Source organism: Limnohabitans sp. (assembly GCF_034680285.1).
GTDB lineage: Bacteria > Pseudomonadota > Gammaproteobacteria > Burkholderiales > Burkholderiaceae_C > Limnohabitans_A.
In genome coordinates this window covers 23,598-46,376 of record NZ_JAXITC010000013.1, presented here as the reverse complement: position 1 = coordinate 46,376, position 22,779 = coordinate 23,598, and the positions used below count along the sequence as shown (strand labels likewise).

Here is a 22,779-nt window from a genome sequence, read left to right as displayed (position 1 = left end):
GGGGTATTCATTTTTTGCGGACCCCGTTCATGTCAGAAGCCACCTCCACACCCGACAACAACCCTTCCAGCGAAGAAGCCAAGGCCGCTACGGCAACGATGGCTTCGACCGACCCCTTGGCCGATGCGCAAGCAGAATTGGTCAACCTGAAGGCCCAAAACGCTGACTTGGCAGACCAGTACCTTCGGGCCCAGGCCGATGTACAAAATGCCCGCCGCCGTGCCGATGACGAAATTGCCAAGGCTCGGAAGTTCGCGGTCGAGGGCTTTGCCGACAGCCTGCTGCCCGTGTTGGACAGCTTGGAAGCCGGGCTGGCGATCCCCAATGTGACGATCGAGCAGATCCGCGAAGGCTCTGAAGCCACCTTGCGCCAACTCAAAAGTGCATTGGAGCGCAATAAAGTACTCGAAATCGCACCGCCAGCTGGCACCAAGTTCGACCCACACCACCACCAAGCCATCAGCGTGGTACCAGCCGAACAAGAAGCCAATACCGTGGTCACGGTGCTGCAAAAGGGCTACTCCATCGCTGACCGCGTGCTGCGTCCGGCTTTGGTCACCGTCACAGCACCCAAATAACAAGCCTTTATCTGCTCTTGGGCGAGGGCATCACCATTTTTGCAGTGTGGGGACTTGAAAATTTTCCACCCCGCCCCATTTGCAAACCATCTGTATTTCTAACTTTTTCGGAGCATCCTCATGGGAAGAATCATCGGTATTGACTTGGGCACCACCAACTCGTGCGTGGCCATCATGGAAGGCAACACGACCAAAGTGATCGAGAACGCCGAAGGCGCTCGCACCACCCCGTCGATCATTGCGTACCAAGAAGACGGCGAAATTCTGGTCGGCGCATCGGCTAAGCGCCAAGCGGTTACCAACCCGCGCAACACCCTGTACGCGGTCAAGCGTTTGATCGGTCGCAAGTTTGCCGAGAAAGAAGTCCAAAAAGACATCGACCTGATGCCTTACACCATCGCCAAAGCCGACAACGGCGACGCCTGGGTGGAAGTGCGCGGCAACAAATTGGCCCCCCCACAGATCAGCGCTGAAATTCTGCGCAAGATGAAGAAAACCGCCGAAGACTACCTCGGCGAAGAAGTGACCGAAGCCGTCATCACCGTCCCCGCTTACTTCAACGACGCACAACGTCAAGCCACCAAAGATGCAGGCCGCATTGCTGGTTTGGATGTCAAACGCATCATCAACGAGCCCACCGCAGCAGCATTGGCCTTCGGTTTGGACAAGACCGAAAAAGGCGATCGCAAGATTGCTGTCTATGACTTGGGTGGCGGCACATTTGACGTGTCCATCATCGAAATCGCTGACGTGGATGGCGAGAAACAATTCGAAGTGCTGTCCACCAACGGTGACACCTTCTTGGGCGGTGAAGACTTTGACCAACGCATCATCGACTTCATCATTTCCGAATTCAAGAAAGAATCCGGCGTTGATTTGGCCAAAGACGTGTTGGCTCTGCAACGTTTGAAAGAAGCCGCTGAGAAAGCAAAAATTGAGCTGTCCAGCTCCGCTGCGACTGACGTCAACTTGCCTTACATCACGGCAGATGCCACAGGCCCCAAGCACTTGAACATCAAACTGACCCGCGCCAAGTTGGAGCAGTTGGTTGAGGAATTGATCGAGCGCACCATCGCCCCTTGCCGCATGGCCATCAAGGACGCAGGCGTGTCGGTTGGCGACATCGACGACATCATCTTGGTCGGCGGTATGTCCCGTATGCCCAAGGTTCAAGAGAAGGTCAAAGAGTTCTTCGGCAAAGAGCCGCGCAAGGACGTGAACCCTGACGAAGCCGTGGCCGTGGGTGCTGCGATCCAGGGTCAAGTGTTGTCAGGCGACCGCACCGACGTGTTGCTGCTCGACGTGACCCCCCTGTCTTTGGGCATCGAAACCATGGGTGGCGTGATGACCAAGATGATCACCAAGAACACGACCATCCCGACCAAGTTCGCGCAGACTTTCTCGACAGCCGAGGACAACCAGCCCGCCGTGACGATCAAGGTGTTCCAGGGTGAGCGCGATATAGCCAGCGGCAACAAGGCGCTGGGCGAGTTCAACCTCGAAGGCATCCCTCCTGCAGCACGCGGCACACCTCAGATCGAAGTGTCATTTGACATTGACGCCAACGGCATCTTGCATGTGGGCGCCAAAGACAAGGGCACCGGCAAAGAAAACAAGATCACAATCAAGGCCAACTCCGGTCTGTCAGAAGCCGAAATTCAGCAAATGGTGAAAGACGCCGAGTTGAACGCCGAAGAAGACAAGAAAAAGCTGGAACTGGTGCAAGCACGCAATGCAGGTGAAGCCGCTGTCCACAGCGTGAAAAAGAGCCTGACCGAGCACGGCGACAAGATCGAAGCGTCTGAAAAAGAAGCGATTGAAGCAGCCACCAAAGCTCTGGAAGAAGTTTTGAAGGGCGAAGACAAAGACGCCATCGAAGCCAAAACCGAAGCCCTGATGACCGCCAGCCAGAAATTGGGCGAAAAAGTTTATGCCGACATGCAAGCGCAGCAAGCCGCTGCGGGTGCTGCTGCATCTGGCGCTGAAGCTCAACCACAAGATGACAATGTGGTGGATGCTGAAGTCAAGGAAGTCAAAAAAGGCTAAGACCCTACCCTCTGCGGCCTTGCCGCAGTCCCGCCGCGCAAGCTGATTCAGGTGACTGAATCGCCTTCGCGGCGTTCTTGTTCTAACGGTTGGATTTGCCCCATGGCGACAAAACGAGATTTTTACGAAGTGCTGGGCGTTGCCAAGAACGCCTCAGACGAAGACATCAAAAAGGCTTATCGCAAGCTGGCGATGAAGTACCACCCTGACCGTAACCAGGGGGATGACGCCAAAGCCAAAGAAGCCGAGGCCAAATTCAAGGAAGTCAAAGAAGCCTACGAAATGCTGTCGGACGCCCAAAAGCGCGCGGCCTATGACCAGCACGGCCACGCCGGCGTCGACCCCAACATGCGCGGTGGCGCAGAAGGCTTTGGCGGCTTTGGTGATGCGTTCGGCGACATCTTTGGTGATATTTTTGGTGGCCAAGGTCGTGGCGGTCGAGGGGGTGGCCGTCAGGTTTTCCGCGGTGCCGACCTGAGCTACGCGATGGAAATCACGCTCGAAGAAGCCGCCAATGGCAAAGACTCGCAGCTGCGCATTCCCAGCTGGGACTCGTGCGACACCTGCAGCGGCACTGGCGCCAAGCCAGGAACCAGTGTCAAGTCTTGCGGCACTTGTAACGGCCAAGGCCAAGTGCAGATGCGCCAGGGCTTTTTCAGCGTGCAACAAACCTGCCCCAACTGCCGAGGTACAGGCAAGATCATTCCAGAGCCTTGCGGCACCTGTCATGGCCAAGGCAAAGTCAAGAAACAAAAAACGCTGGAAGTCAAAATCCCGGCAGGTATCGACGACGGCATGCGCATCCGCAGCGCGGGCAATGGTGAACCGGGTACCAATGGCGGGCCTCCGGGCGACTTGTTCATCGAAATTCGCCTGAAGAAACACTCGATTTTTGAGCGCGATGGCGATGACTTGCATTGCGCCGTGCCCATCAGCTTTTCCAAAGCGGCTTTGGGCGGCGAAATAGAAGTACCGACATTGGGCGGCAAAGCGGCCATCGACATCCCTGAAGGCACACAAACGGGCAAGCAGTTCCGTTTGCGCGGCAAGGGCATCAAGGGCGTGCGCGGTAGCTATCCGGGCGATCTGTATTGCCACATCACTGTAGAGACACCTGTCAAGCTCACCGAGCACCAGAAAAAGCTGCTCAAGGAGTTTGAAGAGTCATTGACCAAAGGGGGCGGTAAGCACCAACCCAGTGGAGAAACCTGGACCGATAAACTCAAAGGCTTTTTTGGCGCTTGAGCCCAAAGCTAAATATAAGGCTGTTGGACCATGGACCAACAGCCTTTTTCTTTGGTACGCCGCCTAGAGCGCCAGGCTTCAGAGGAAACGGTCCAGCAGTTTTCTTGAGTGTTTGTCCATGGCCGCCAAGTCACGGATCATGAATTGCACGCCGTTGGCATCGTTGATCAGCAGCACGGTGCCTGTCAATCGCCGAATGTCTTCTTCGCCCTTGAGCAAAAATTGTGTAGCACCCCGATCTGTTTGCACAGACCAAGTGCTGGGCGTTGCAAAACTGCTGACGGCTGACAACTGCAAAATTTCTGGCAAAAATTCCCGTTCATTGAGCGCTTGCACCACCTGTGAACGCAGGGGTTCGGCCAAATGGGCCAAGGCATCGATCCAGAAAATCTCGTGTCCTTCCGCATCCATCAGCGCCACGCCTTCATCGGGCGCAGACACAGGATAGGCCCGCAAGGCCGTGATGGGTGAATGGCGCGTGCCATCGGGCATCACCAACACCCAAAGGCCGAAGGCATCGCGTTGCAGGTCGAACGGGTTCATGCACTCACCTTTTGTTCTTCAGAGAGGCTTCCGCCCAACACCGTGTCAGCTTCAGCCTGGCGCTGCTGTGCTTCGTACAAGCGCCAGTAAGCGCCTTGTGCCTCAATCAACGCATCGTGTGTCCCTTCTTCCACCACGACACCTTTGTCCATGACGACCAGACGATCGGCTTTGCGCAAGGTGGACAAGCGGTGGGCAATGGCAATCGTGGTGCGTCCGCGCACCAGGTTGTCCAGCGCACGCTGAATTTCTTTTTCAGTTTCCGTGTCCACGGCCGAGGTGGCCTCGTCCAGAATGAGGATGCGCGGGTTGATCAGCAAGGCACGGGCGATCGAAATACGCTGGCGCTCTCCGCCCGACAAGCCCTGCCCCCGCTCACCCACCAGCGAGTCATAGCCTTGAGGCATGCGCAAGATGAATTCGTGGGCGTGGGCTGCACGGGCAGCGGCCACTATTTCTTCCCGGGTTGAGTCGGGCTTGCCGTAGGCAATGTTGTCGGCAATGGTGCCGAAAAACAAGAAGGGCTCTTGCAACACCAATCCAATTTGGCGGCGGTAATCGGCCACCTTGAGCTGGCGGATGTCGGTGCCATCGAGTTCAATGGCGCCGTCACTCAGGTCGTAAAAGCGGCAGATCAAGTTGACCAAGGTGCTCTTGCCCGAACCGCTGTGACCCACCAGACCAATCATCTGGCCCGGTTGGATGTCCAGGTTGAGCTGGCGGATCACCGCGCGATTGCCGTATCGGAAACCCGCATCGCGCACCCGAATGTGGCCTTGTACACGTTCAGGCAAAGCCACAGGGTTGACCGGTTCGGGCACGCTGGAGACGTGGTCCAGGATGTCAAAAATGCGCTTGGCACCCGATGCCGCTTTTTGCGTGTTTGAGACGATTCGGCTCATGGAGTCGAGTCGGCTGTAAAAGCGGCCAATGTAGGCCAAGAATGCGGTCAGCACACCCACGGTGATTTGGTCATCGGAGACCAACCAAATCCCAAAACCCCAGACCACCAGCAAGCCGATTTCGGTCATCAAGGTCACGGTGGGTGAGAACAGCGACCACACACGGTTGAGCCGGTCATTGACTTGCAGGTTGTGTGCGTTGGCATCCTTGAAGCGTTGGGCTTCGCGGTCTTCTTGCGCAAACGCTTTCACCACGCGGATGCCGGGAATGGTGTCGGTGAGCACGTTGGTCACTTCGGCCCAAACGCGGTCGATTTTTTCAAATCCGGTGCGCAGTTTTTCGCGCACCACATGGATCAGCCATGCGATAAATGGCAAGGGCAACAAAGTAACCAAGGCCAAGGTCGGGTTGATGGTGAACAAGATCACAGCCGTCATCAAAATCATCAACACGTCGGTCGCAAAATCCAACAGGTGCAAAGACAAAAACACGTTGATGCGGTCGGTCTCGCTGCCGATGCGGGCGATCAAGTCACCCGTGCGCCGACCGCCAAAATATTCGAGTGACAGTTTGAGCAAATGCTCATAAGTGGTGGTGCGCAAATCGGCCCCGATGCGTTCAGACACCAAGGCCAAGATGTAGGTTTTCGCCCAGCCTAATCCCCAGGCCAACAAAGCCGACGCCAACAAGCCCAACAAATACAAAGACACCAATTGAGGGTCAATATCCTTCCCGTTTTGATAAGGGATCAGGATGTCGTCCATCAAGGGCATGGTGAGGTAGGGGGGCACCAAAGTGGCCGCTGTGGCCGCTAAGGTCAACAAAAAACCGGCCAGCAAAGAGCCTTTGTAAGGATGCGCGAAGCGCCACAACTTGAACAGGGTCCAAGTCGACGGGGGTGCCAAATCCTCACGACCACAGCTGGGGCAATCCTCATCGTCCTCGGCCATGACGGTTTGGCATACCGGGCAAACCGAGCCAGACAGCACGGTTTGCAAGGGGCGTCCTTCTTCAGTGCCACCACTTTGGGCCAGTTGCCCCTCAAATTGTGCGACCCATCGCGCCACGGCCGCTTGCAAGCCCAAAGTGAATCGCCAGACCGCCAATTGGCCAGCGGCACTGCTCAAGACCAAGCAACCCACACCTGCGTGGTCCGTCAATTTGAGAGACAAACCAGCTTGCAAAGCCAAAGTGGACCAGTTTTTTTCGCCTTCAGGCCGATATAAGACCCGCTGATCGGTCAAAATGATGGCACTTTTGGCGAATCGCAAGCTGTTGTCAAGGTCAACCTCCAGCCACGCTGTTGCGTTTTCTTGGGGTTGTAGACAAGACTGAACTTCAACCTGCCATGCATCAGGCAAGACCTGACGAGAAGCAGAGGACAGAGGGGAAGTTGATGTCATGAAAGAAGAACCGGAAACGACTCGCATGCGCCAGACGGCCAACGAGACAAGAAACAACCATGGATGTCGCACACCACGGCACAAGAATTGCCCATGTATCTTTTGAATCCTGAGCTATCTAGCAGCGCCACGACGGGCTTGCCATTGTATCGCCGCCCCTTTCAGCCATGAACGCTCACAACATCCAATTTCTGCGCATGACCCATTTGCGCGGTCCCAATATCTGGACTTACCGTCCTGTCCTAGAAGCCCTGATCGACATCGGTGCCTTAGAAGACTTTCCCTCCAACACCCTTCCAGGTTTCAATGAGCGCCTGACCGCTTGGTTGCCTGGTCTGGTGGAGCACCGCTGCAGTGTGGGTGAACGCGGTGGATTTCTGCAACGACTGGAACAAGGCACTTGGGCTGGACATGTGCTGGAACATGTGGCGCTGGAGCTGCAAACCCAAGCGGGCATGCAAACCGGCTTTGGCAAAGCCCGAGAAGCCGGTCCACGCGGCATTTACAAAGTCGTGATTCGCACCCGCCATGAGGCCGTCAGTCGCAGCGCCCTCGAAACCGCAAGAGACTTGATTCTGGCGGCCATTGAAGGTCGTACTTTTGATGTTGATGCCGAAATCAATCGACTCAAACAAATGGTGGACAGCCTGTGCATTGGGCCCAGCACGGCCAGCATCGTGGATGCCGCCAGCGACCGCGGCATTCCATCCATCCGCCTGAACGATGGCAACTTGGTGCAACTGGGCCACGGCGCCCAACAACGCCGGATCTGGACAGCCGAAACCGACCGCACTGGCGCCATTGCTGAAGGCATTTCCAAAGACAAGGACCTGACCAAGCAATTGCTCAGCATGTGTGGCGTGCCTGTGCCTGAAGGCCAAATCGTGGACAGCCCCATGGCCGCTTGGGAAGCGGCTCAAGACATCGGCTTGCCGGTGTGTGTCAAACCGACCGATGGCAACCATGCCCGAGGCGTATCTCTGGAGCTCTCCAAACAGGAAGACATTGCCGCCGCCTACGACATTGCACTGGCCGAAGGCAGCGAAGTCATTGTGGAGCGCTTCATTTTGGGCGAGGAACACCGACTCTTGGTGGTCGGCGACCATGTGGCAGCTGCCAACAAAGGTGAAACCGCCAGCGTGGTGGGCGATGGTGTGCACACCGTGGCCGAACTGATCGAGTTGCAGATCAACTCCGACCCCCGCCGTGGCGAAGAAGAAGACTTTCCACTCGACACCATCCGGCTGGACGAACACACCACCTCCGTGCTCGAGCTCAAGCGTCAAGGCCTGACGGCCGACAGCGTGCCTGAAAAAGACCGCGCCGTTTTGATCATGCGCACTGGCAACATGGCTTTGGATGTGACCGATGAGGTTCACCCCGATGTGGCCGCACTGGCCGTTTTGGCTGCACGCGTCGTTGGCTTGGACATCGCGGGTGTCGATTTGGTGGCGCAAGATATTTCACAGCCCTTGGCGGCTCAAGGCGGTGCAATTGTCGAAGTCAACGCAGGCCCCGGCTTGTTGATGCACCTGAAGCCCGCCTCTGGCAAACCGCGCCCGGTGGGTCAAGCCATCGCCAACCATTTGTTCAAACCCTCTGAGACGGGCCGTATTCCTGTTGTGGGCTTCATGGGCAATGGCGACACCACTCGCCCGGCCAAGTTGGTGTCTTGGTTATTGCACCTGAAGGGCCTCTACACCGGTTTGGCTTGTGCGGACGGCTTGTTCATGAATCAGCGCCAGCTTCAAAACCAAGATGGCATGGATTGGGACAATGCCCAAAGGCTGTTGATCAACCGTTCGGCTCAAGTGGCGGTGTTTGAAAGCGATGCACGCCATTTGCTGGCCGAAGGCCTGCCTTATGACCGCTGCCAAGTGGGCGTGGTCACCAGCATGCCCAAGGCTCAGGGCCTGGACGATCTGTACCCCGGCAGTGACGAAAAAATGCCCAACTATGTGCGCACCCAAATTGATGTGGTGCTGCCCCACGGCACGGCCGTCCTCCATGCGGCAGATGCACAAGTGGCCGAATTGGCCAGCTACAGCGATGGCGGCGTGATTTTTTATGCCGATGATGAGAACACGCCCCGATTGCTGGCCCACCGAGAACAAGGTGGTCGTGTCGGTTTTTGGCGTGACGGGCAGCTGATGCTGTGTGAAGGTCAGCGCGAGTCGATGGTGCTGTCGATCAAACGCCCCGCCGTGGCTCGCTTGTTGCAAGATGGCAAGCTGGGCACCACCGACATGTTGGTTGCAGCTTGCGTGGCTTGGGCCTTGGACATCGGAACAGACCTGATCCGCGCCGGCATCAAAAGCTTCGGCCAGAACACCTCTCATTAACGCCTCAAGTGCCCTCTGGCCCTCGCGCATCAAAGGAATCCCGGTTCATGGAAGTGTCAAGAATTCGCGCTCTGCGCGGTCCCAATTTGTGGAGCCGTCACACGGCCATAGAAGCCATCGTGACCTGCCATGAAGCCGAGCGCAGCTTGGCTTCTAACCATCCGATCGAGCAGCGCTTGCGCCGCATCTTCCCCGAGGTGGGTCCCATTGAGGGCACACGCCCAGGCCAATCGCCATCCATGGCCCATGCCTTCGAAAAAGTCACACTTGCATTGCAAGCCCACGCTGGCTGCCCAGTGACTTTCAGCCGCACCACGGCTACTGAAGAATCTGGTGTTTACCAAGTGGTGGTGCAGTATTCCGAAGAAGCTGTGGGTCGCTTGGCGCTCGAATTGGCCGAAAAGCTTTGTCAAGCCGCCATGGCGGGTCACGGTTTTGACCTTGAAAGCGCACTGGCGCAATTGCACGAACTGGACGAAGACGTCCGCTTGGGTCCCTCGACCGGGGCGATCGTGGATGCGGCCGTGGCACGAGGCATTCCATTTCGGCGCTTGACCGATGGCAGCTTGGTTCAATTTGGCTGGGGCTCTCAACAGCGTCGCATCCAAGCGGCCGAAGTGGACTCCACCAGTGCCATCGCCGAATCGATTGCCCAAGACAAAGACCTGACCAAAAAACTGCTGCATGCGGCGGGTGTGCCCGTGCCCTTGGGGCGCCCGGCCGAAACCCCAGACGAAGCCTGGGCCATCGCCCTCGAAGTGGGGCTGCCTGTGGTCGTGAAACCACAAGACGGCAACCAGGGCAAAGGCGTTTCCGTCAACATCACCGAACGCGCCACTTTCGACAAGGCCTACGCCACAGCTGAACGCTATGGGACGGTGATGGTCGAAAAGTTCCTGCCGGGCAGCGATTACCGTTTGCTGGTGGTGGGCAACAAACTTATCGCTGCGGCCCGCCGCGAGCCGCCCTTGGTTGTCGGCGACGGCAAACACACAGTTCGCCAACTGGTGGATTTGGTGAATGCTGACCCTCGCCGTGGCACAGGTCACTCGACTTCGCTGACCAAAATCCGGTTTGACGACATCGCCATTGGCCGTTTGCACGCACAAGATTTGGAGCCCGAATCGGTCCCCGAAAAAGGGCGCCGCGTGATTTTGCGCAACAACGCCAACCTGTCGACGGGGGGCAGCGCCACAGATGTGACCGACGACGTGCACCCTGAGGTGGCTGCGCGAGTGGTGGAAGCGGCCCAAATGGTAGGCCTCGATATTTGCGGTGTCGACGTGGTGTGCGAATCCGTTTTGCGCCCCCTGGAAGAGCAGAACGGTGGCATCGTGGAGGTCAACGCCGCGCCAGGCTTGCGCATGCACATCAGCCCATCGTATGGCAAAGGCCGAGACGTGGGCAATGCCGTGATTGACCAGATGTTTCCGAATGGTTCAACAGGCCGTATCCCCGTGATCGCGGTCACGGGCACCAACGGCAAAACCACGACCGTGCGCCTGACTGCGCACCTGCTCAAAACACAAGGATTGCGCGTGGGCATGACCAACACGGACGGTGTGTATGTCAACGGGCGTCAAACCGACTCGGGCGACTGCAGCGGTCCGCGCAGCGCCCGCAACGTGCTGATGCACCCTGATGTGGATGCCGCTGTTTTTGAGACCGCCCGCGGCGGTCTGCTGCGAGAAGGCCTGGCCTTTGACCGCTGCAACGTGGCCATCGTGACCAACATGGGCGGCGGTGACCACTTGGGCCTGAACTACATCACCACCCTTGAAGACTTGTCCGTGCTCAAGCGCGTGATTGTGCTCAACGTAGAGCAAAACGGCATGGCCGTGCTCAACGCCGCAGATCCGGCAGTGGCCTTCATGGCGCCCCACTGCCCGGGCGAAGTGACCTTTTTTGCACTCGATGGCAATCACCCTGTCTTGGCCACACACCGGGCGCAAGGCAAACGAGTGGTGTTCACCGAAGACGGCCATATCGTGGCCCAAAAAGGCAAACAGGTGCTGCGCATACCGCTGTCACAAGTGCCGATCACCCGGCAAGGCCAAATTGGGTTCCAGACCGAAAACGTCATAGCCGCCATTGGTGCGGCTTGGGCTGTTGGTGTTCCTTGGGATGCGATCGCTCAAGGCGTGGCCACCTTCATCAGCGACATCCAGGGCGTCCCTGGCCGCTTCAACGTGTTCGATTACCGTGGGGCCACCCTGATTGCCGACTACGGCCACAACCCAGATGCCATTCAAGCCTTGGTGCAAGCCGTGGACAACATGCCCGCCAAAAAGCGCATGGTGGTCATCAGTGGTGCGGGCGACCGCCGTGACCAAGACATCCGCGACCAGACCAAAATCTTGGGCCAGGCGTTTGACGAAGTGCTGCTTTACCAAGACGCCTGCCAACGTGGGCGTGAAGACGGCGAGGTCATTGCTTTGCTGCGAGAGGGTTTGCAAGGCGCTGTTCGCACCACCCATGTGCAAGACATTCAGGGCGAATTCAACGCCATTGACACAGCGCTTGCGCGCTTGTCACCGGGCGATTTGTGTTTGATCTTGATCGATCAAGTGGAAGAGGCTTTGGCCTACATCACTGAAAAAGTCCAAGCCAGCAAAGCCAATTGAGGGCTACACCGTGCGCATCAGCCCACTGGGTTGATGAGCACGGTCAGCGCCACGCTGGCCTTGAAAAACCCGGCCCAAACCCACCAATGCCACCATGTCGGTGCTTGGCGCTCCACGAATCGGTAGAGCATTCCCCCGCAGCCCAAAGACACCAGCAATGACAGCAGCATGCCCATCGCATTGGCCCAGAGAACATCGGGCCACGCGGCAGTGATCCATGCGCTGATGGCCAAGCTCACGCCAAAATGCATCAGGAATACCGAATAGGACACGCCAGATACCCACTCCACACCCCGACGCCAGGGTGATTGAGACAAGACATCACCAAAGAACCAATGTGCTGGCGCAGCGATCAACAAAGCCGTGATGCCAAAGGCCACAGCCATTCGCCACCTGGGGCCCAGCCACCATGCGACAAGCCACAAGACCAGCAAGCCAAGCCACAACGCCCATTTTTGATGTGTTGAGGGTGAACTGTGGCTTGACCAAGATCTGATCTCCCAAGCCAATAGACCCAAACCATAGGCCCCAAAAAAATACACGCCATGGTCGTCAAGATCAGCATCCAGATTCCACCACCACCAAGACGCCGTGGTCAGAACGCACCACAGCCCCAAGCGCATGGCTCTGACCGAATACAAAGCTTGAGCGGAACGACAGAGACTCACCATCCACAAGCTGAGCAAAGTCATGGCATACAGCTGAAAATCAATGGCCACATACCAAATGCCCGCTGACAAGGCGTCCATGTCCAAGAGATGCTGCAGCAACAACATGTGCGCCAAAGCCTGCCCCCAATCGGGCGTGTCCGATAAGCTGGCGTGGTCAAAACTGGGGCGCACCCACTCTGTGACAAGCACAGTGAAACTGAGCGCCGCCAGCAAGGGGATCGCCAAACGCAGATAACGGTTACCCGCCAACTTGAAGGCGTCCGTCAAAGACAGCGTCTCCAAGCGGGCCAAGTGGTTGGCCGTGAGAAAACCTGCACACACCAAAAACAGCTGGACGGCGAAGCGGCCATGGTCATAAAGCCAGCGCACCACGGCTGGCCAGGCATTGGCCACCACATCCGACATCGGCCCGTAAAAAGCCATGTGGTGCAACACAATCAACAGGCAACCCGTGGCCTTGATCGCATCGATCAAAAAAGAGCGCCCCAACGCATGCTGTGGCGCGGTGATGCGCGAAGTGCGCAAGTCGCTTCCCGGAGAAGTTGGTGTGGGTCGGTCGAGGTCAGAGTGCCAAACGGGCGCGAGCAGCTTGGTACTGCGCCTTGAACTGGGCCACCAGATCTGCCGTGCTTTGCACCGACTGGATCGCGCCAATGCCCTGACCGCAGCCCCAGATGTCTTTCCAGGCCTTTTTGGCGTCACCGCCAAAGTTCATCTTGCTGGGGTCAGACTCGGGCAGGTTCTCGGGGTCCAGTCCCGCTGCGCGGATCGACGGGGCCAGGTAGTTGCCGTGCACACCTGTGAACAGATTGCTCAAGACGATGTCATCCGAGTCGCAATCCACTACGGCTTGCTTGTAATCGTCTGTGGCTCGGGCCTCTAGGGTCGCGATGAAGGCCGAACCAATGTAGGCAAAGTCTGCGCCCATGGCCTGCGCGGCCAAAATCGCGTCGCCCGAGGCAATAGAACCTGACAGAGCCACCGGGCCATCAAACCACTGACGGATTTCCTGAATCAAGGCAAACGGGCTCTTGACACCCGCATGGCCACCAGCACCCGCAGCCACAGCGATCAGGCCATCTGCACCTTTTTCAATCGCCTTGTGCGCGTGCTTGTTGTTGATGATGTCGTGCAACACCACGCCGCCGTAGCTGTGGGCGGCCTCGTTGATTTCTTCGCGAGCGCCCAGCGAGGTGATGATGATCGGCACTTTGTACTTCACGCACATGGCCATGTCGTGTTCAAGGCGGTCATTGCTCTTGTGCACGATCTGGTTGATGGCAAAGGGCGCAGCGGGTTTGTCTGGATTGGCCTTGTTGTAGGCGGCCAGGGTTTCGGTGATTTCGATCAACCACTCTTCGAGTTGCGCGGCAGGGCGAGCGTTCAAAGCGGGCATGGAGCCGACGATGCCCGCCTTGCACTGCTCAATCACCAGCTTGGGGTTGCTGATGATGAACAAGGGTGAAGCGATGGCGGGAAATGGCAGGTTGGCCAGAACAGAGGGCAGCTTGGACATGTTGTCTCCTAAAGATTATTTTTGAAATCGAAATCAGAATGCGTCGAGCGCCATGGCGGTCACGCTACCCGCACCTTCAACGATGCTGTCGCGGATGCCGGGAGCTTTGGACAGGATGTGGTCGGCGTAAAAACGCGCGGTGGTGACCTTGGCAGCCATGAAGGCAGCGTCTTGAGCTTGCGCCTCGGGTGTGAGGGCCACCAACAAGGCCCGGCCCATTTGCCAGCCGGCCATCAGGTTACCCGCTAGCATGAGGTAAGGCACGCTGCCTGCAAACACGTCGTTGGGGTGGGCCTTGGTGTTGCCCGCGACAAACTCGACCACGTCCACAAAGGCTTCGCGGGCGGCTTTGAGGCGACGGGCCACGGCCTGCGCGTCAGCGTTGCCAGAAGCGGCGAGTTCGCTTTCGGTCTGGGCCACTTGCGCAGCCAGTGCTTTGGCGGTTTGGCCGCCGTCGCGTGCGGTTTTGCGGCCTACCAAGTCATTGGCCTGAATGGCGGTCGTGCCTTCGTAAATGGTCAGGATCTTGGCGTCGCGGTAATACTGCGCAGCGCCGGTTTCTTCAATGAAGCCCATGCCGCCGTGCACCTGCACGCCCAGGCTGGTGACTTCCAAGCTCATCTCGGTGCTGTAGCCCTTGACCAACGGCACCATGAATTCGTAGAACGCGGCGTTTTGCTTGCGCACCTCGGCATCGGGGTGGTGGTGCGAGGCGTCGTAGGCCGCAGCGGCCGTGGCCGCCATGGCGCGGCAACCTTCGGTGTAGGCGCGCATGGTCATCAGCATGCGGCGCACATCGGGGTGGTGAATGATGGGGCCAGCAGCGGGTAAGCTGCCGTCCACTGGGCGGCTTTGCACGCGGTCGCGGGCGTACTGCACGGCACGCTGGTAAGAGCGCTCGGCAATCGCGATGCCCTGCACACCCACCGCATAACGGGCCGCATTCATCATGATGAACATGTATTCGAGGCCGCGGTTTTCCTGACCCACCAAAAAGCCCACGCCACCGCCGTTGTCGCCGAACTGCAAAACCGCTGTCGGACTGGCCTTGATGCCCATCTTGTGCTCAATGCTCACGCAGTGCACGTCGTTGCGATCGCTCAAAGCGCCATCGGCCTTGACCATGAATTTGGGCACCACGAAAAGGCTGATGCCTTTGACGCCTTCCGGTGCGCCCACCACACGGGCCAACACCAGGTGCACGATGTTCTCGGCCATGTCGTGTTCACCGTAGGTGATGTAAATCTTGGTGCCGAAAATTTTGTAGGTGCCATCGGGCTGAGGCTCGGCGCGGGTGCGCACGGCGGCCAAGTCTGATCCCGCTTGTGGCTCGGTCAAGTTCATCGTGCCAGTCCACTGTCCAGAGATCAGCTTTTCCAGATAGGTGGCTTTGAGTTCGTCGGAACCCGCGGTCAGTAACGCTTCGATTGCGCCATCGGTGAGCAAGGGGCACAACGCAAAAGCCATATTGGCCGAGTTGAGCATTTCGCCGCAAGCTGCGCCAATGGTTTTGGGCAGGCCTTGGCCGCCAAAGTCGGCCGGGTGCTGCAGGCCTTGCCAGCCGCCTTCGGCGTACTGTTGGTAAGCCTCTTTGAAGCCAGGCGTGGTGGTCACGCCACTGCCGTTGTGGAAGGACGGGTTTTTGTCGCCTTCCCAGTTCAGGGGCGAGATCACGTCCTGGTTGAGCTTGGCACACTCTTCGAGCACCGCTTGCGCCGTTTCCAAACCCGCATCTTCAAAGCCGGGGATCTGCGCGATCTGATCAATGCGAGCCAAATGCTCGATGTTGAAAAGCATGTCCTTGAGGGGAGCGATGTAACTCATGTCTTGATTCCGTTCATGGTCAGAGGAGATGGGGGTTGGGTACAAAAAAGACCTCTCTTGGAGGCCTTTTTTGCTATCGTCGAATCATCACAGTGCGTTGGTCAACTCAGGCACAGCCGCGAACAAATCGGCCTCAAGGCCAAAGTCCGCCACGCTGAAGATCGGCGCTTCTGGGTCCTTGTTGATCGCCACGATCACCTTGGAGTCCTTCATGCCCGCCAAGTGCTGGATCGCGCCCGAAATGCCGCAAGCGACATACAGCTGAGGCGCCACGATCTTGCCGGTCTGACCCACTTGCAGGTCGTTGGCAGCGTAACCCGCATCGACCGCTGCGCGGCTGGCACCGATGGCGGCGCCCAGCTTGTCGGCCAGCGGCGTCATCACTTCGTTGAACTTTTCCGAGCTGCCCAATGCGCGGCCGCCGGAGACGATGATCTTGGCGGCCGTGAGTTCGGGGCGGTCGTTCTTGGCGATTTCACTGCGCGTGAAGCTGCTCTTGCCGCTGTCGGCTTGTGCAGCGGCGCTTTCCACTGCGGCACTGCCACCTGTGGCGGCTGCGGCGTCAAAGCCGGTGGTGCGCACGGTGATGACTTTGGTGCCGTCCGTGCTTTGCACAGTCGCGATGGCGTTACCCGCATAAATTGGGCGCTCGAAAGTGTCGGCCGAGATGACTTGCGTCACATCGCTGATTTGGGCGACGTCGAGCTTGGCGGCCACGCGAGGAGCCACGTTTTTGCCAGCGGCAGTCGCGGGGAAAAGGATGTGGCTGTAGTTGGCGGCGATGGCGATCACTTGGGCTGCGACGTTTTCAGCCAGACCATGGGCCAGCGCCTCACTGTCGGCGTGGATGACTTTGGCAACGCCTGCGATTTGGGCGGCAGCTGCAGCCGCAGCACCTGCATTGTGGCCTGCGACCAGCACATGCACGTCTCCACCGCAAGCTGCTGCGGCTGTGACGGTGTTCAAAGTTGCGCCTTTGATGGAGGCGTTGTCGTGTTCTGCAATAACGAGGGATGTCATGTTCTTCAGTCCTTAGATCACTTTGGCCACGTTCTTGAGCTTGTCCACCAGGGTGGCGACATCGGGCACCTTGATACCAGCGCTGCGCTTGGCAGGCTCGGCCACTTTCAGGGTCTTGATGCGGGGGGCCACATCGACGCCCAAGTCTTCAGGCTTGAAGTTGTCGAGTTGCTTTTTCTTGGCCTTCATGATGTTGGGCAGCGTCACGTAGCGCGGCTCGTTCAAGCGCAGATCGGTGGTCACCACCGCAGGCAGACTGATGGACAAAACTTCCAAGCCACCGTCGATCTCGCGGGTCACTTGGGCTTTGCCGTCGACGATCTCGACCTTGCTGGCGAATGTGGCTTGTGGCAAATCGGCCAAAGCGGCCAACATCTGACCCGTCTGGTTGCAGTCGTCGTCAATGGCTTGCTTACCCAGAATGATCAAGCCGGGTTGCTCTTTGTCCACCAAGGCTTTGAGCAACTTGGCCACAGCCAGAGGCTGCAAGTCCAAATCAGCGGGAGTCTCAACCAAGATGCCGCGATCGGCGCCAATGGCCATGGCGGTACGCAAGGTTTCCTGGCATTGGGCCACGCCACAGGACACAGCGATGACTTCGGTAGCGAACCCTTTTTCTTTCAGGCGAACGGCTTCTTCGACGGCGATTTCGTCAAAGGGGTTCATGCTCATCTTGACGTTCGCAATGTCCACACCTGAACCATCGGATTTGACTCGGACCTTGACGTTGTAGTCCACGACCCGCTTCACGGGAACCAAAATTTTCATGAAAACTTCTCCATTGAAAGATCAAAACAGGTCAAACATGGTTGCGTAACGCAGACGAACTTCGCGATTGACGTATACGTCAATTGTGCACGAAAACATCACACCAGACCCGCCATTATCGATAAAAAAGCACGGTCGTTCGAATTTTTTTACATTGCCCATGTTTTTTAAGACGCACATGGCAACAATTAACCGACCAAAAGGTCGGGAAATCAGGGTAAGCATGGATTCAGTCTGCCCCCAATACCGTTTAGATTATGTTTTGTAACCAATTAAACGGAGCTTCCACATGAAGAAAACCCTGATTTCCATGGCTGCACTGGCCTTGACCAGCTTGACTGGTGTTGTCCAGGCTCAAACCGTATTGACGGTCTCCAGCTGGGTACCACCCACACACGGCTTGACCATGGCGCAAAAAGATTGGTGCGATGCACTGACTGCCAAAACATCCAACCGTGTTCGCTGCAACATCTTGCCCCGTGCCGTCACCCCTGCACCCGGAACTTTTGATGCCGTGAAAAACGGCTTGGTTGACGTGTCCTTCACCGTACATGGTTACACCCCCGGCCGTTTTGTTTTGACACAAATGGCCGAGTTCCCCTTCCTGGGCGACCGTGCTGAGCCACTGTCAGTGGCTTTTAACCGCATTGCCAGCAAACACCCTGAATTCACAGCCGAGCACCAAGGCGTGAAAGTGTTGGGCTATTTCACCCATGGCCCAGGCATCGTGTTCAACACCAAAAAGCCCATTGAGAAAGTCGAAGACTTGTCGGGCCTGAAGTTCCGTGTGGGTGGTGGAATGGTGAACGAGATCACCAAGACTCTGGACATGAACGTCACCCTCAAACCTGCACCAGACTCTTATGAGTTGCTCTCCAGCGGTGTCATGGATGGCACTTTGTTCCCAGCAGAGTCAACCGACTCTTTCAAAATCGACAAAATCATCAAGCACGCCACCACATTCCCAGGCGGCCTGTACAACACCAGCTTCGTCTTCATGATGAACCCAGCCAAATACAACAGCCTGTCGGCTGAAGACAAAAAGGCTGTGGATGAGTTGTCTGGTGACGCTGTGGCCAGCCGCTTTGGCAAATCTTGGGACCGTGTGGACGATCTGGCCTTGGCCAACATGCAAAAGAACGGCGTGAAGGTCATCAAAGCCAACAATGGCTTCATCAGCGGCGTCACAGTTCGCGTCAGCAAATTGGAGCGCGACTGGGCACAGGCAGCCAAAGCCAAAGGCCTGAAAGACCCCTCTGGTGCCCTGTCAGAGTTCCGCGCTGAAATCGCCAAATTGCAAAAGCAAAAATAAGCGTCAGTGCGTTGGTCAAGTCACCCACCGTGGTGAAATAACGGTACCTGCCAAAATAGCAGGTACCGTTTTTTTTAGGAATGTCGAGTGAAAAAATCTCTGGAAATTGTCTGTGGAACCTTGGCAGGATTGGCTTTGTTGGCCATCATGTTGCTGACGTTTCTCGATGTCTCGGGCCGAAAACTGTTGTCTCAATCCATCACGGGCTCGTTGGAGTTGACCGAATTGCTGATGGTGGTGGTGATTTTTGGTGCACTGCCTCTGGTTTCTCTCAAAGGCGAACATGTGGTCTTCGACTCACTGGACGCCATACTTCCCAATTGGTTTCAGCGCGTTCAACGGGCCTTGGTGGACATCGTTTGTGCCGCCTTGCTGCTGGGACTGGCTTATCTGATGTGGAACACAGGTGCCGATTTTGCGGTCACCGGAGAAACAACGGCACAGCTGAAAATCGCCAAATCGCCTTTCATTCAAGGCATGGGTTTGCTGTGTGGGCTAACAGCCTTGGTTCACTTGGTCAAAGCATTCTGGCCTACCGAAGATGATGCGTCTGAAGGAGGCACACTGTGACCGAAGCATTGCTTGGATTTGCCGCCATTTTTGTGCTCGCCCTCATGCGCATGCCCTTGGCTTTTTCTATGGGCCTGGTGGGTATCGTTGGCATTGGTCTAACACGCGGCTGGATGCCAGCCCTGGCCAGTACCGCGCAAGTCGTTCATGAGACGGGTTTTGCTTACACCTTGTCGGTGATTCCACTGTTCATCCTCATGGGCAATTTTGTGGCCCGCGCAGGCTTGGCGCATGAACTTTTCCATGCGGCCTACACTTTCATTGGCCACCGCCGGGGTGGGTTGGCGCATGCCACCATTGCAGCTTGTGCTGGTTTTGGTGCCATTTGTGGTTCATCCATTGCCACCGCCGCCACCATGAGCAAAGTGGCCTACCCCTCGATGAAAAAGATCGGGTACAGCGATGCGCTGTCCACGGGTGTGATCGCGGCTGGCGGCACCTTGGGGATCATGATTCCGCCCTCTACCATCATGGTGATCTACGGCATCATCACGGAAACCCACATCGGGAAACTGTTTGCGGCAGGTGTTATTCCGGGCATCCTGACGGCCATCTTGATGATGGTTGCCGTGGTCATCATGACTTCACGCGACCCCGAACACGCGCCTCCAGGTGAAAAGTTCACATGGGCACAGCGCTGGGCTGCTTTGCGCGGTATTTGGGGCGTGTTGCTGCTGGTTTTCGTCGTACTGGGTGGCATTTATGGCGGTTTCTTCACCGCCACAGAAGGTGCCGGCATGGGCGCCATGGGCGCTTTCCTGTTTGCATTGGGGCGCAAAGCATTGACCAAAGAAGTGCTGCTCCAGGTGCTCATCGAGTCCGCCAGAACGACCGCGATGCTGTTTACCTTGCTGATTGCCGCCACGATTTTTGCCAACTTCGTGAACTACACCAGCTTGCCTTTTGAGTTGAAAGATTGGATCACGGGTCTTGGCTTATCGCCCATCATGATCGTCGGCGCCATGATGCTGATATACGTGTTGCTTGGCACCGTGATGGAAGAGCTCACCATGGTCTTGCTGACCATTCCCTTGTTCTTCCCCATCGTGATTCAACTGGGCTTTGATCCGGTCTGGTTCGGCGTGTTGATCGTGATGGTCATCCAAATTGGCTTGATCTCGCCACCTGTGGGCATGAACCTTTTTGTGCTCAACACCTTGTTGCCCAAAGTTGGCTTGATGACCATCTTCCGTGGTGTCTGGCCTTTGGTGTTGGTGCTGGTCATCACCCTGGGGATCTTGCTGGCTTTCCCGGGTCTGAGCTTGTGGTTGCCATCCATGATGGACTGAGCACTCAGAACTTCAAACTCCCAAGGCACACCCCAGGGTGTGCCTTTTTTCATGCCGACATGTGCACCACCCGCTGCGGAAACGGAATCTCGATGCCATGCGCCTGCAGCGTTTTGAGAATAGCCAAATGGATGTCTGACTTGAGGTTCAGCGGCCCGATGTCCGAATCGTCGAACCAATAGTTCACGGTGAACTCCAGCCCATTGACGCCAAAGGCCGACAAAGCCACCGAGGGCGCTGGTTCGGCCAACACTTTGGGGTGAGCCTGACAGGGTTGCAGCAGCCAGGCAATGACCTCATCCACAGGTGCGTTGAAAGCCACTGTCACGGTGGTCGACTGTGCGATCTTCGAATCGGACAGAGACAAATTCTCCACCCGCTGGGTGATCAGCATTTCGTTGGGCACGATCGACTCGCGCCCGTTCGGCGACCGGATGACGGTGTAGCGGGCCTTGATGTCGGTGATGCGGCCTTCAAAGCCATCGACCTTGACGTTGTCGCCGATGCGCATGCTCCGCTCGGCCAAGATGACAAACCCGCTGACGTAGTTGGCCGCAAGCTTTTGCAGACCAAAGCCAATGCCCACACCCACGGCTCCACCCAGCACTGACAAGGCCGTGAGGTCAATGCCCACGGACGACAGCGCCAGCAGCAAGCCCACGAACATGAGCAAGGCTCGAACCGTGTTGCTGATGACTTTTCGCAAAGACAAATCACTGCCTTTAGCGGATTTGAGCAAGCTTGACTCCAAGGCTGCAGAAATCCAAAGGGTGACGATCAAGACCAAGCCAGCTGTCAAAGCACCTTCCAGCAATGTGCGAACCGACAACATGGAGCCACCCACCTTCCAGCGGATCTGATCCAACTCATCCAGGATCAAAGGCAACACCCCGGTGACCCACAACACGACCGCCAACCAGGCGATCCAGGAAATCGTGCGCTCCAGCACCCGCACAAAAGGCGCTTCGTGAAAAGCAACCTGCAAGACCTTGACGCCCAAACGGATCACCGCAAGCGATATGCATACGGGCAACAAGATGCCGAATATGGGGCTGGGCTGTGCGTCAGTCAACAAGGTGCGCGCCGCGAAAGTCAGTGCCAGTAAAAAAGTGGGGAACAACACCCCGTCAATCAAGCGCTTGCCCAGCAAAATCGATAAAGCTTGGTCGGCAAACGCTTTGCGAATCCCCCAGACCATCAGCCACGCAAGAAGCACGCACATCGCAAACGCGATCAACACTTGCAGCGACTCGGCACGGGCCAATGTACTCAGCCAAGTCAAGGGGTCGGCAATGTTCAATGACTTCAACCCCGCCATGTTGGTGCCCTTTTCTCGATGAAAGCCTGCACGCCCTCTTGCGCCACCTCGTGCACCATGTTGCAGGCCATGGTTTGGCCTGCCAGCTGATAAGCGGCTTCAATGCCCATTTCGCGCTGTTGGTAAAACAAAGCCTTGCCCAAGCGCACCGCCTCGCGTGGTTTGGCCAAAATGGACTGGACCAAGGCATCCACTTGGGCATCCAACTCGGTGGCCAGGCAGACCCGATTCACCAGTCCGCGGTTTTGGGCCTCAGCCGCTGAAATGAAGCCTCCCGTCAGCAGCATTTCCATGGCCTGTTTGGCGTGCATGTTGCGCACCAGCGGCACGCTCGGTGTGGCGCAAAACAAGCCCACATCGATGCCGTTGACGCCAAATGTGGCGGTATCGACAGACACCGCCAAATCGCACTGGGCCACCAACTGGCAACCCGCCGCCGTGGCCAAGCCCTGGACGCGGGCAATCACGGGCACAGGTAATTTTTGAATTGACAACATGACGCGGGTGCACTGCGCGAACAACTTTTGGTAGTAGGTCAGCTCAGGTTGGGCACGCATTTCTTTGAGGTTATGCCCCGCACAAAAGGCCTTGCCCGCAGCTTCCAGCACAAGCACTCTGGCTTGATCGTCGCGAGCGATCAGATCCAGGGCTTGCTGGAGTGCGCTGAGCATGGCTTCACTCAAAGTATTGAAGCTGCTGGGGCTGTTCAAAGTAAGGCGGTGAACGCCCCGCGCATCACGCTGATGCAGCAGCAAGTCAGGGGTATGAGGGTGGGTAGATTCGGTCATGTTGACCATTGTGCCGAAA

General features: G+C 57.2%; 17 protein-coding genes. 8 read left to right on the top strand and 9 right to left on the bottom strand.

Annotated features, from left to right (window positions below; all coding sequences use genetic code 11):
- The first annotated feature begins 29 nt into the window (after window positions 1-29).
- The 3 genes from grpE (at window position 30) to dnaJ (ending at window position 3,869) form a co-directional block, all read left to right on the top strand.
- On the top strand, window positions 30-578 hold the full coding sequence (gene grpE / locus SWE17_RS11520) for a nucleotide exchange factor GrpE (protein WP_322993243.1): 549 nt from the start codon (window positions 30-32) through the stop codon (window positions 576-578).
- 120 nt (window positions 579-698) lie between these two features.
- Window positions 699-2,624, top strand: coding sequence for a molecular chaperone DnaK (gene dnaK, locus SWE17_RS11515; RefSeq protein ID WP_322993242.1), 1,926 nt, complete (start codon window positions 699-701; stop codon window positions 2,622-2,624).
- Between the two features lie 102 nt (window positions 2,625-2,726).
- Window positions 2,727-3,869, top strand: coding sequence for a molecular chaperone DnaJ (gene dnaJ / locus SWE17_RS11510; RefSeq protein ID WP_322993241.1), 1,143 nt, complete (start codon window positions 2,727-2,729; stop codon window positions 3,867-3,869).
- A 78-nt stretch (window positions 3,870-3,947) separates the two neighbouring features.
- On the opposite strand, the gene SWE17_RS11505 is transcribed toward dnaJ, so the two are convergent.
- On the bottom strand, window positions 3,948-4,412 hold the full coding sequence (locus SWE17_RS11505; RefSeq protein WP_322993240.1) for a DUF1854 domain-containing protein: 465 nt from the start codon (window positions 4,410-4,412) through the stop codon (window positions 3,948-3,950).
- A complete protein-coding gene (locus SWE17_RS11500) occupies window positions 4,409-6,718 on the bottom strand; it encodes an ABC transporter ATP-binding protein (RefSeq protein WP_322993239.1) in 2,310 nt (769 codons plus the stop codon). Before SWE17_RS11500 ends, SWE17_RS11505 begins: the two co-directional genes overlap by 4 nt.
- 167 nt (window positions 6,719-6,885) lie before the next feature.
- Between SWE17_RS11500 and cphA (SWE17_RS11495) the strand changes: the two genes are divergently transcribed.
- Together cphA (SWE17_RS11495) and cphA (SWE17_RS11490) are read left to right on the top strand one after the other, a co-directional pair.
- Window positions 6,886-9,060 (top strand): cyanophycin synthetase, encoded by a 2,175-nt coding sequence (gene cphA / locus SWE17_RS11495; protein WP_322993238.1) that lies wholly within the window; start codon window positions 6,886-6,888, stop codon window positions 9,058-9,060.
- Window positions 9,061-9,107: 47 nt separating this feature from the next.
- Window positions 9,108-11,684, top strand: coding sequence for a cyanophycin synthetase (gene cphA, locus SWE17_RS11490; protein ID WP_322993237.1), 2,577 nt, complete (start codon window positions 9,108-9,110; stop codon window positions 11,682-11,684).
- A gap of 17 nt (window positions 11,685-11,701) precedes the next feature.
- Here cphA (SWE17_RS11490) and SWE17_RS11485 read toward each other — a convergent pair whose 3' ends face one another.
- The 5 genes from SWE17_RS11485 to SWE17_RS11465 form a co-directional block, all read right to left on the bottom strand.
- Complete coding sequence (locus SWE17_RS11485; RefSeq protein WP_322993236.1) at window positions 11,702-12,880, bottom strand: acyltransferase family protein; 1,179 nt, start codon at window positions 12,878-12,880, stop codon at window positions 11,702-11,704.
- Between the two features lie 37 nt (window positions 12,881-12,917).
- Complete coding sequence (locus SWE17_RS11480) at window positions 12,918-13,871, bottom strand: nitronate monooxygenase family protein (protein ID WP_322993235.1); 954 nt, start codon at window positions 13,869-13,871, stop codon at window positions 12,918-12,920.
- Window positions 13,872-13,904: 33 nt separating this feature from the next.
- The gene (locus SWE17_RS11475; RefSeq protein WP_322993234.1) at window positions 13,905-15,695 is read right to left on the bottom strand and encodes an acyl-CoA dehydrogenase; all 1,791 of its coding nucleotides are present in this window, start codon (window positions 15,693-15,695) and stop codon (window positions 13,905-13,907) included.
- Window positions 15,696-15,782: 87 nt separating this feature from the next.
- Entirely contained in the window at window positions 15,783-16,715 is a 933-nt protein-coding gene (locus tag SWE17_RS11470) for an electron transfer flavoprotein subunit alpha/FixB family protein (RefSeq protein WP_322993233.1), read from the bottom strand.
- A 12-nt stretch (window positions 16,716-16,727) separates the two neighbouring features.
- Window positions 16,728-17,483, bottom strand: coding sequence for an electron transfer flavoprotein subunit beta/FixA family protein (locus SWE17_RS11465; protein ID WP_100171752.1), 756 nt, complete (start codon window positions 17,481-17,483; stop codon window positions 16,728-16,730).
- Window positions 17,484-17,772: 289 nt separating this feature from the next.
- On the opposite strand from SWE17_RS11465, the gene SWE17_RS11460 reads away from it, so the two are divergent.
- From SWE17_RS11460 to SWE17_RS11450, 3 genes are all read left to right on the top strand, one after another.
- Window positions 17,773-18,795 carry a TRAP transporter substrate-binding protein gene (locus tag SWE17_RS11460; protein WP_322993232.1) on the top strand — a complete coding sequence of 341 codons (1,023 nt, stop codon included), beginning with the start codon at window positions 17,773-17,775 and terminating at the stop codon, window positions 18,793-18,795.
- Between the two features lie 87 nt (window positions 18,796-18,882).
- Window positions 18,883-19,365, top strand: coding sequence for a TRAP transporter small permease (locus SWE17_RS11455; protein WP_322993231.1), 483 nt, complete (start codon window positions 18,883-18,885; stop codon window positions 19,363-19,365).
- On the top strand, window positions 19,362-20,654 hold the full coding sequence (locus tag SWE17_RS11450; RefSeq protein WP_322993230.1) for a TRAP transporter large permease: 1,293 nt from the start codon (window positions 19,362-19,364) through the stop codon (window positions 20,652-20,654). Before SWE17_RS11455 ends, SWE17_RS11450 begins: the two co-directional genes overlap by 4 nt.
- A gap of 49 nt (window positions 20,655-20,703) precedes the next feature.
- On the opposite strand, the gene SWE17_RS11445 is transcribed toward SWE17_RS11450, so the two are convergent.
- Together SWE17_RS11445 and SWE17_RS11440 are read right to left on the bottom strand one after the other, a co-directional pair.
- Window positions 20,704-21,972: a mechanosensitive ion channel family protein gene (locus SWE17_RS11445; protein WP_322993229.1), complete on the bottom strand. Its 1,269-nt coding sequence runs from the start codon at window positions 21,970-21,972 to the stop codon at window positions 20,704-20,706.
- Window positions 21,960-22,760 carry an enoyl-CoA hydratase gene (locus tag SWE17_RS11440; RefSeq protein WP_322993228.1) on the bottom strand — a complete coding sequence of 267 codons (801 nt, stop codon included), beginning with the start codon at window positions 22,758-22,760 and terminating at the stop codon, window positions 21,960-21,962. The genes SWE17_RS11445 and SWE17_RS11440 overlap by 13 nt, the downstream gene beginning before the upstream one ends.
- Window positions 22,761-22,779: the final 19 nt, after the last annotated feature.

Coding starts and splice junctions, on each gene's coding strand:
- SWE17_RS11445 (WP_322993229.1), bottom strand. CDS start 21,972: ATGGCGGGGTTGAAGTCATTGAACATTGCCGACCCCTTGACTTGGCTG.
- SWE17_RS11460 (WP_322993232.1), top strand. CDS start 17,773: ATGAAGAAAACCCTGATTTCCATGGCTGCACTGGCCTTGACCAGCTTG.
- SWE17_RS11465 (WP_100171752.1), bottom strand. CDS start 17,483: ATGAAAATTTTGGTTCCCGTGAAGCGGGTCGTGGACTACAACGTCAAG.
- dnaK (WP_322993242.1), top strand. CDS start 699: ATGGGAAGAATCATCGGTATTGACTTGGGCACCACCAACTCGTGCGTG.
- cphA (WP_322993237.1), top strand. CDS start 9,108: ATGGAAGTGTCAAGAATTCGCGCTCTGCGCGGTCCCAATTTGTGGAGC.
- dnaJ (WP_322993241.1), top strand. CDS start 2,727: ATGGCGACAAAACGAGATTTTTACGAAGTGCTGGGCGTTGCCAAGAAC.
- grpE (WP_322993243.1), top strand. CDS start 30: ATGTCAGAAGCCACCTCCACACCCGACAACAACCCTTCCAGCGAAGAA.
- cphA (WP_322993238.1), top strand. CDS start 6,886: ATGAACGCTCACAACATCCAATTTCTGCGCATGACCCATTTGCGCGGT.
- SWE17_RS11480 (WP_322993235.1), bottom strand. CDS start 13,871: ATGTCCAAGCTGCCCTCTGTTCTGGCCAACCTGCCATTTCCCGCCATC.
- SWE17_RS11475 (WP_322993234.1), bottom strand. CDS start 15,695: ATGAGTTACATCGCTCCCCTCAAGGACATGCTTTTCAACATCGAGCAT.
- SWE17_RS11500 (WP_322993239.1), bottom strand. CDS start 6,718: ATGACATCAACTTCCCCTCTGTCCTCTGCTTCTCGTCAGGTCTTGCCT.
- SWE17_RS11505 (WP_322993240.1), bottom strand. CDS start 4,412: ATGAACCCGTTCGACCTGCAACGCGATGCCTTCGGCCTTTGGGTGTTG.
- SWE17_RS11440 (WP_322993228.1), bottom strand. CDS start 22,760: ATGACCGAATCTACCCACCCTCATACCCCTGACTTGCTGCTGCATCAG.
- SWE17_RS11470 (WP_322993233.1), bottom strand. CDS start 16,715: ATGACATCCCTCGTTATTGCAGAACACGACAACGCCTCCATCAAAGGC.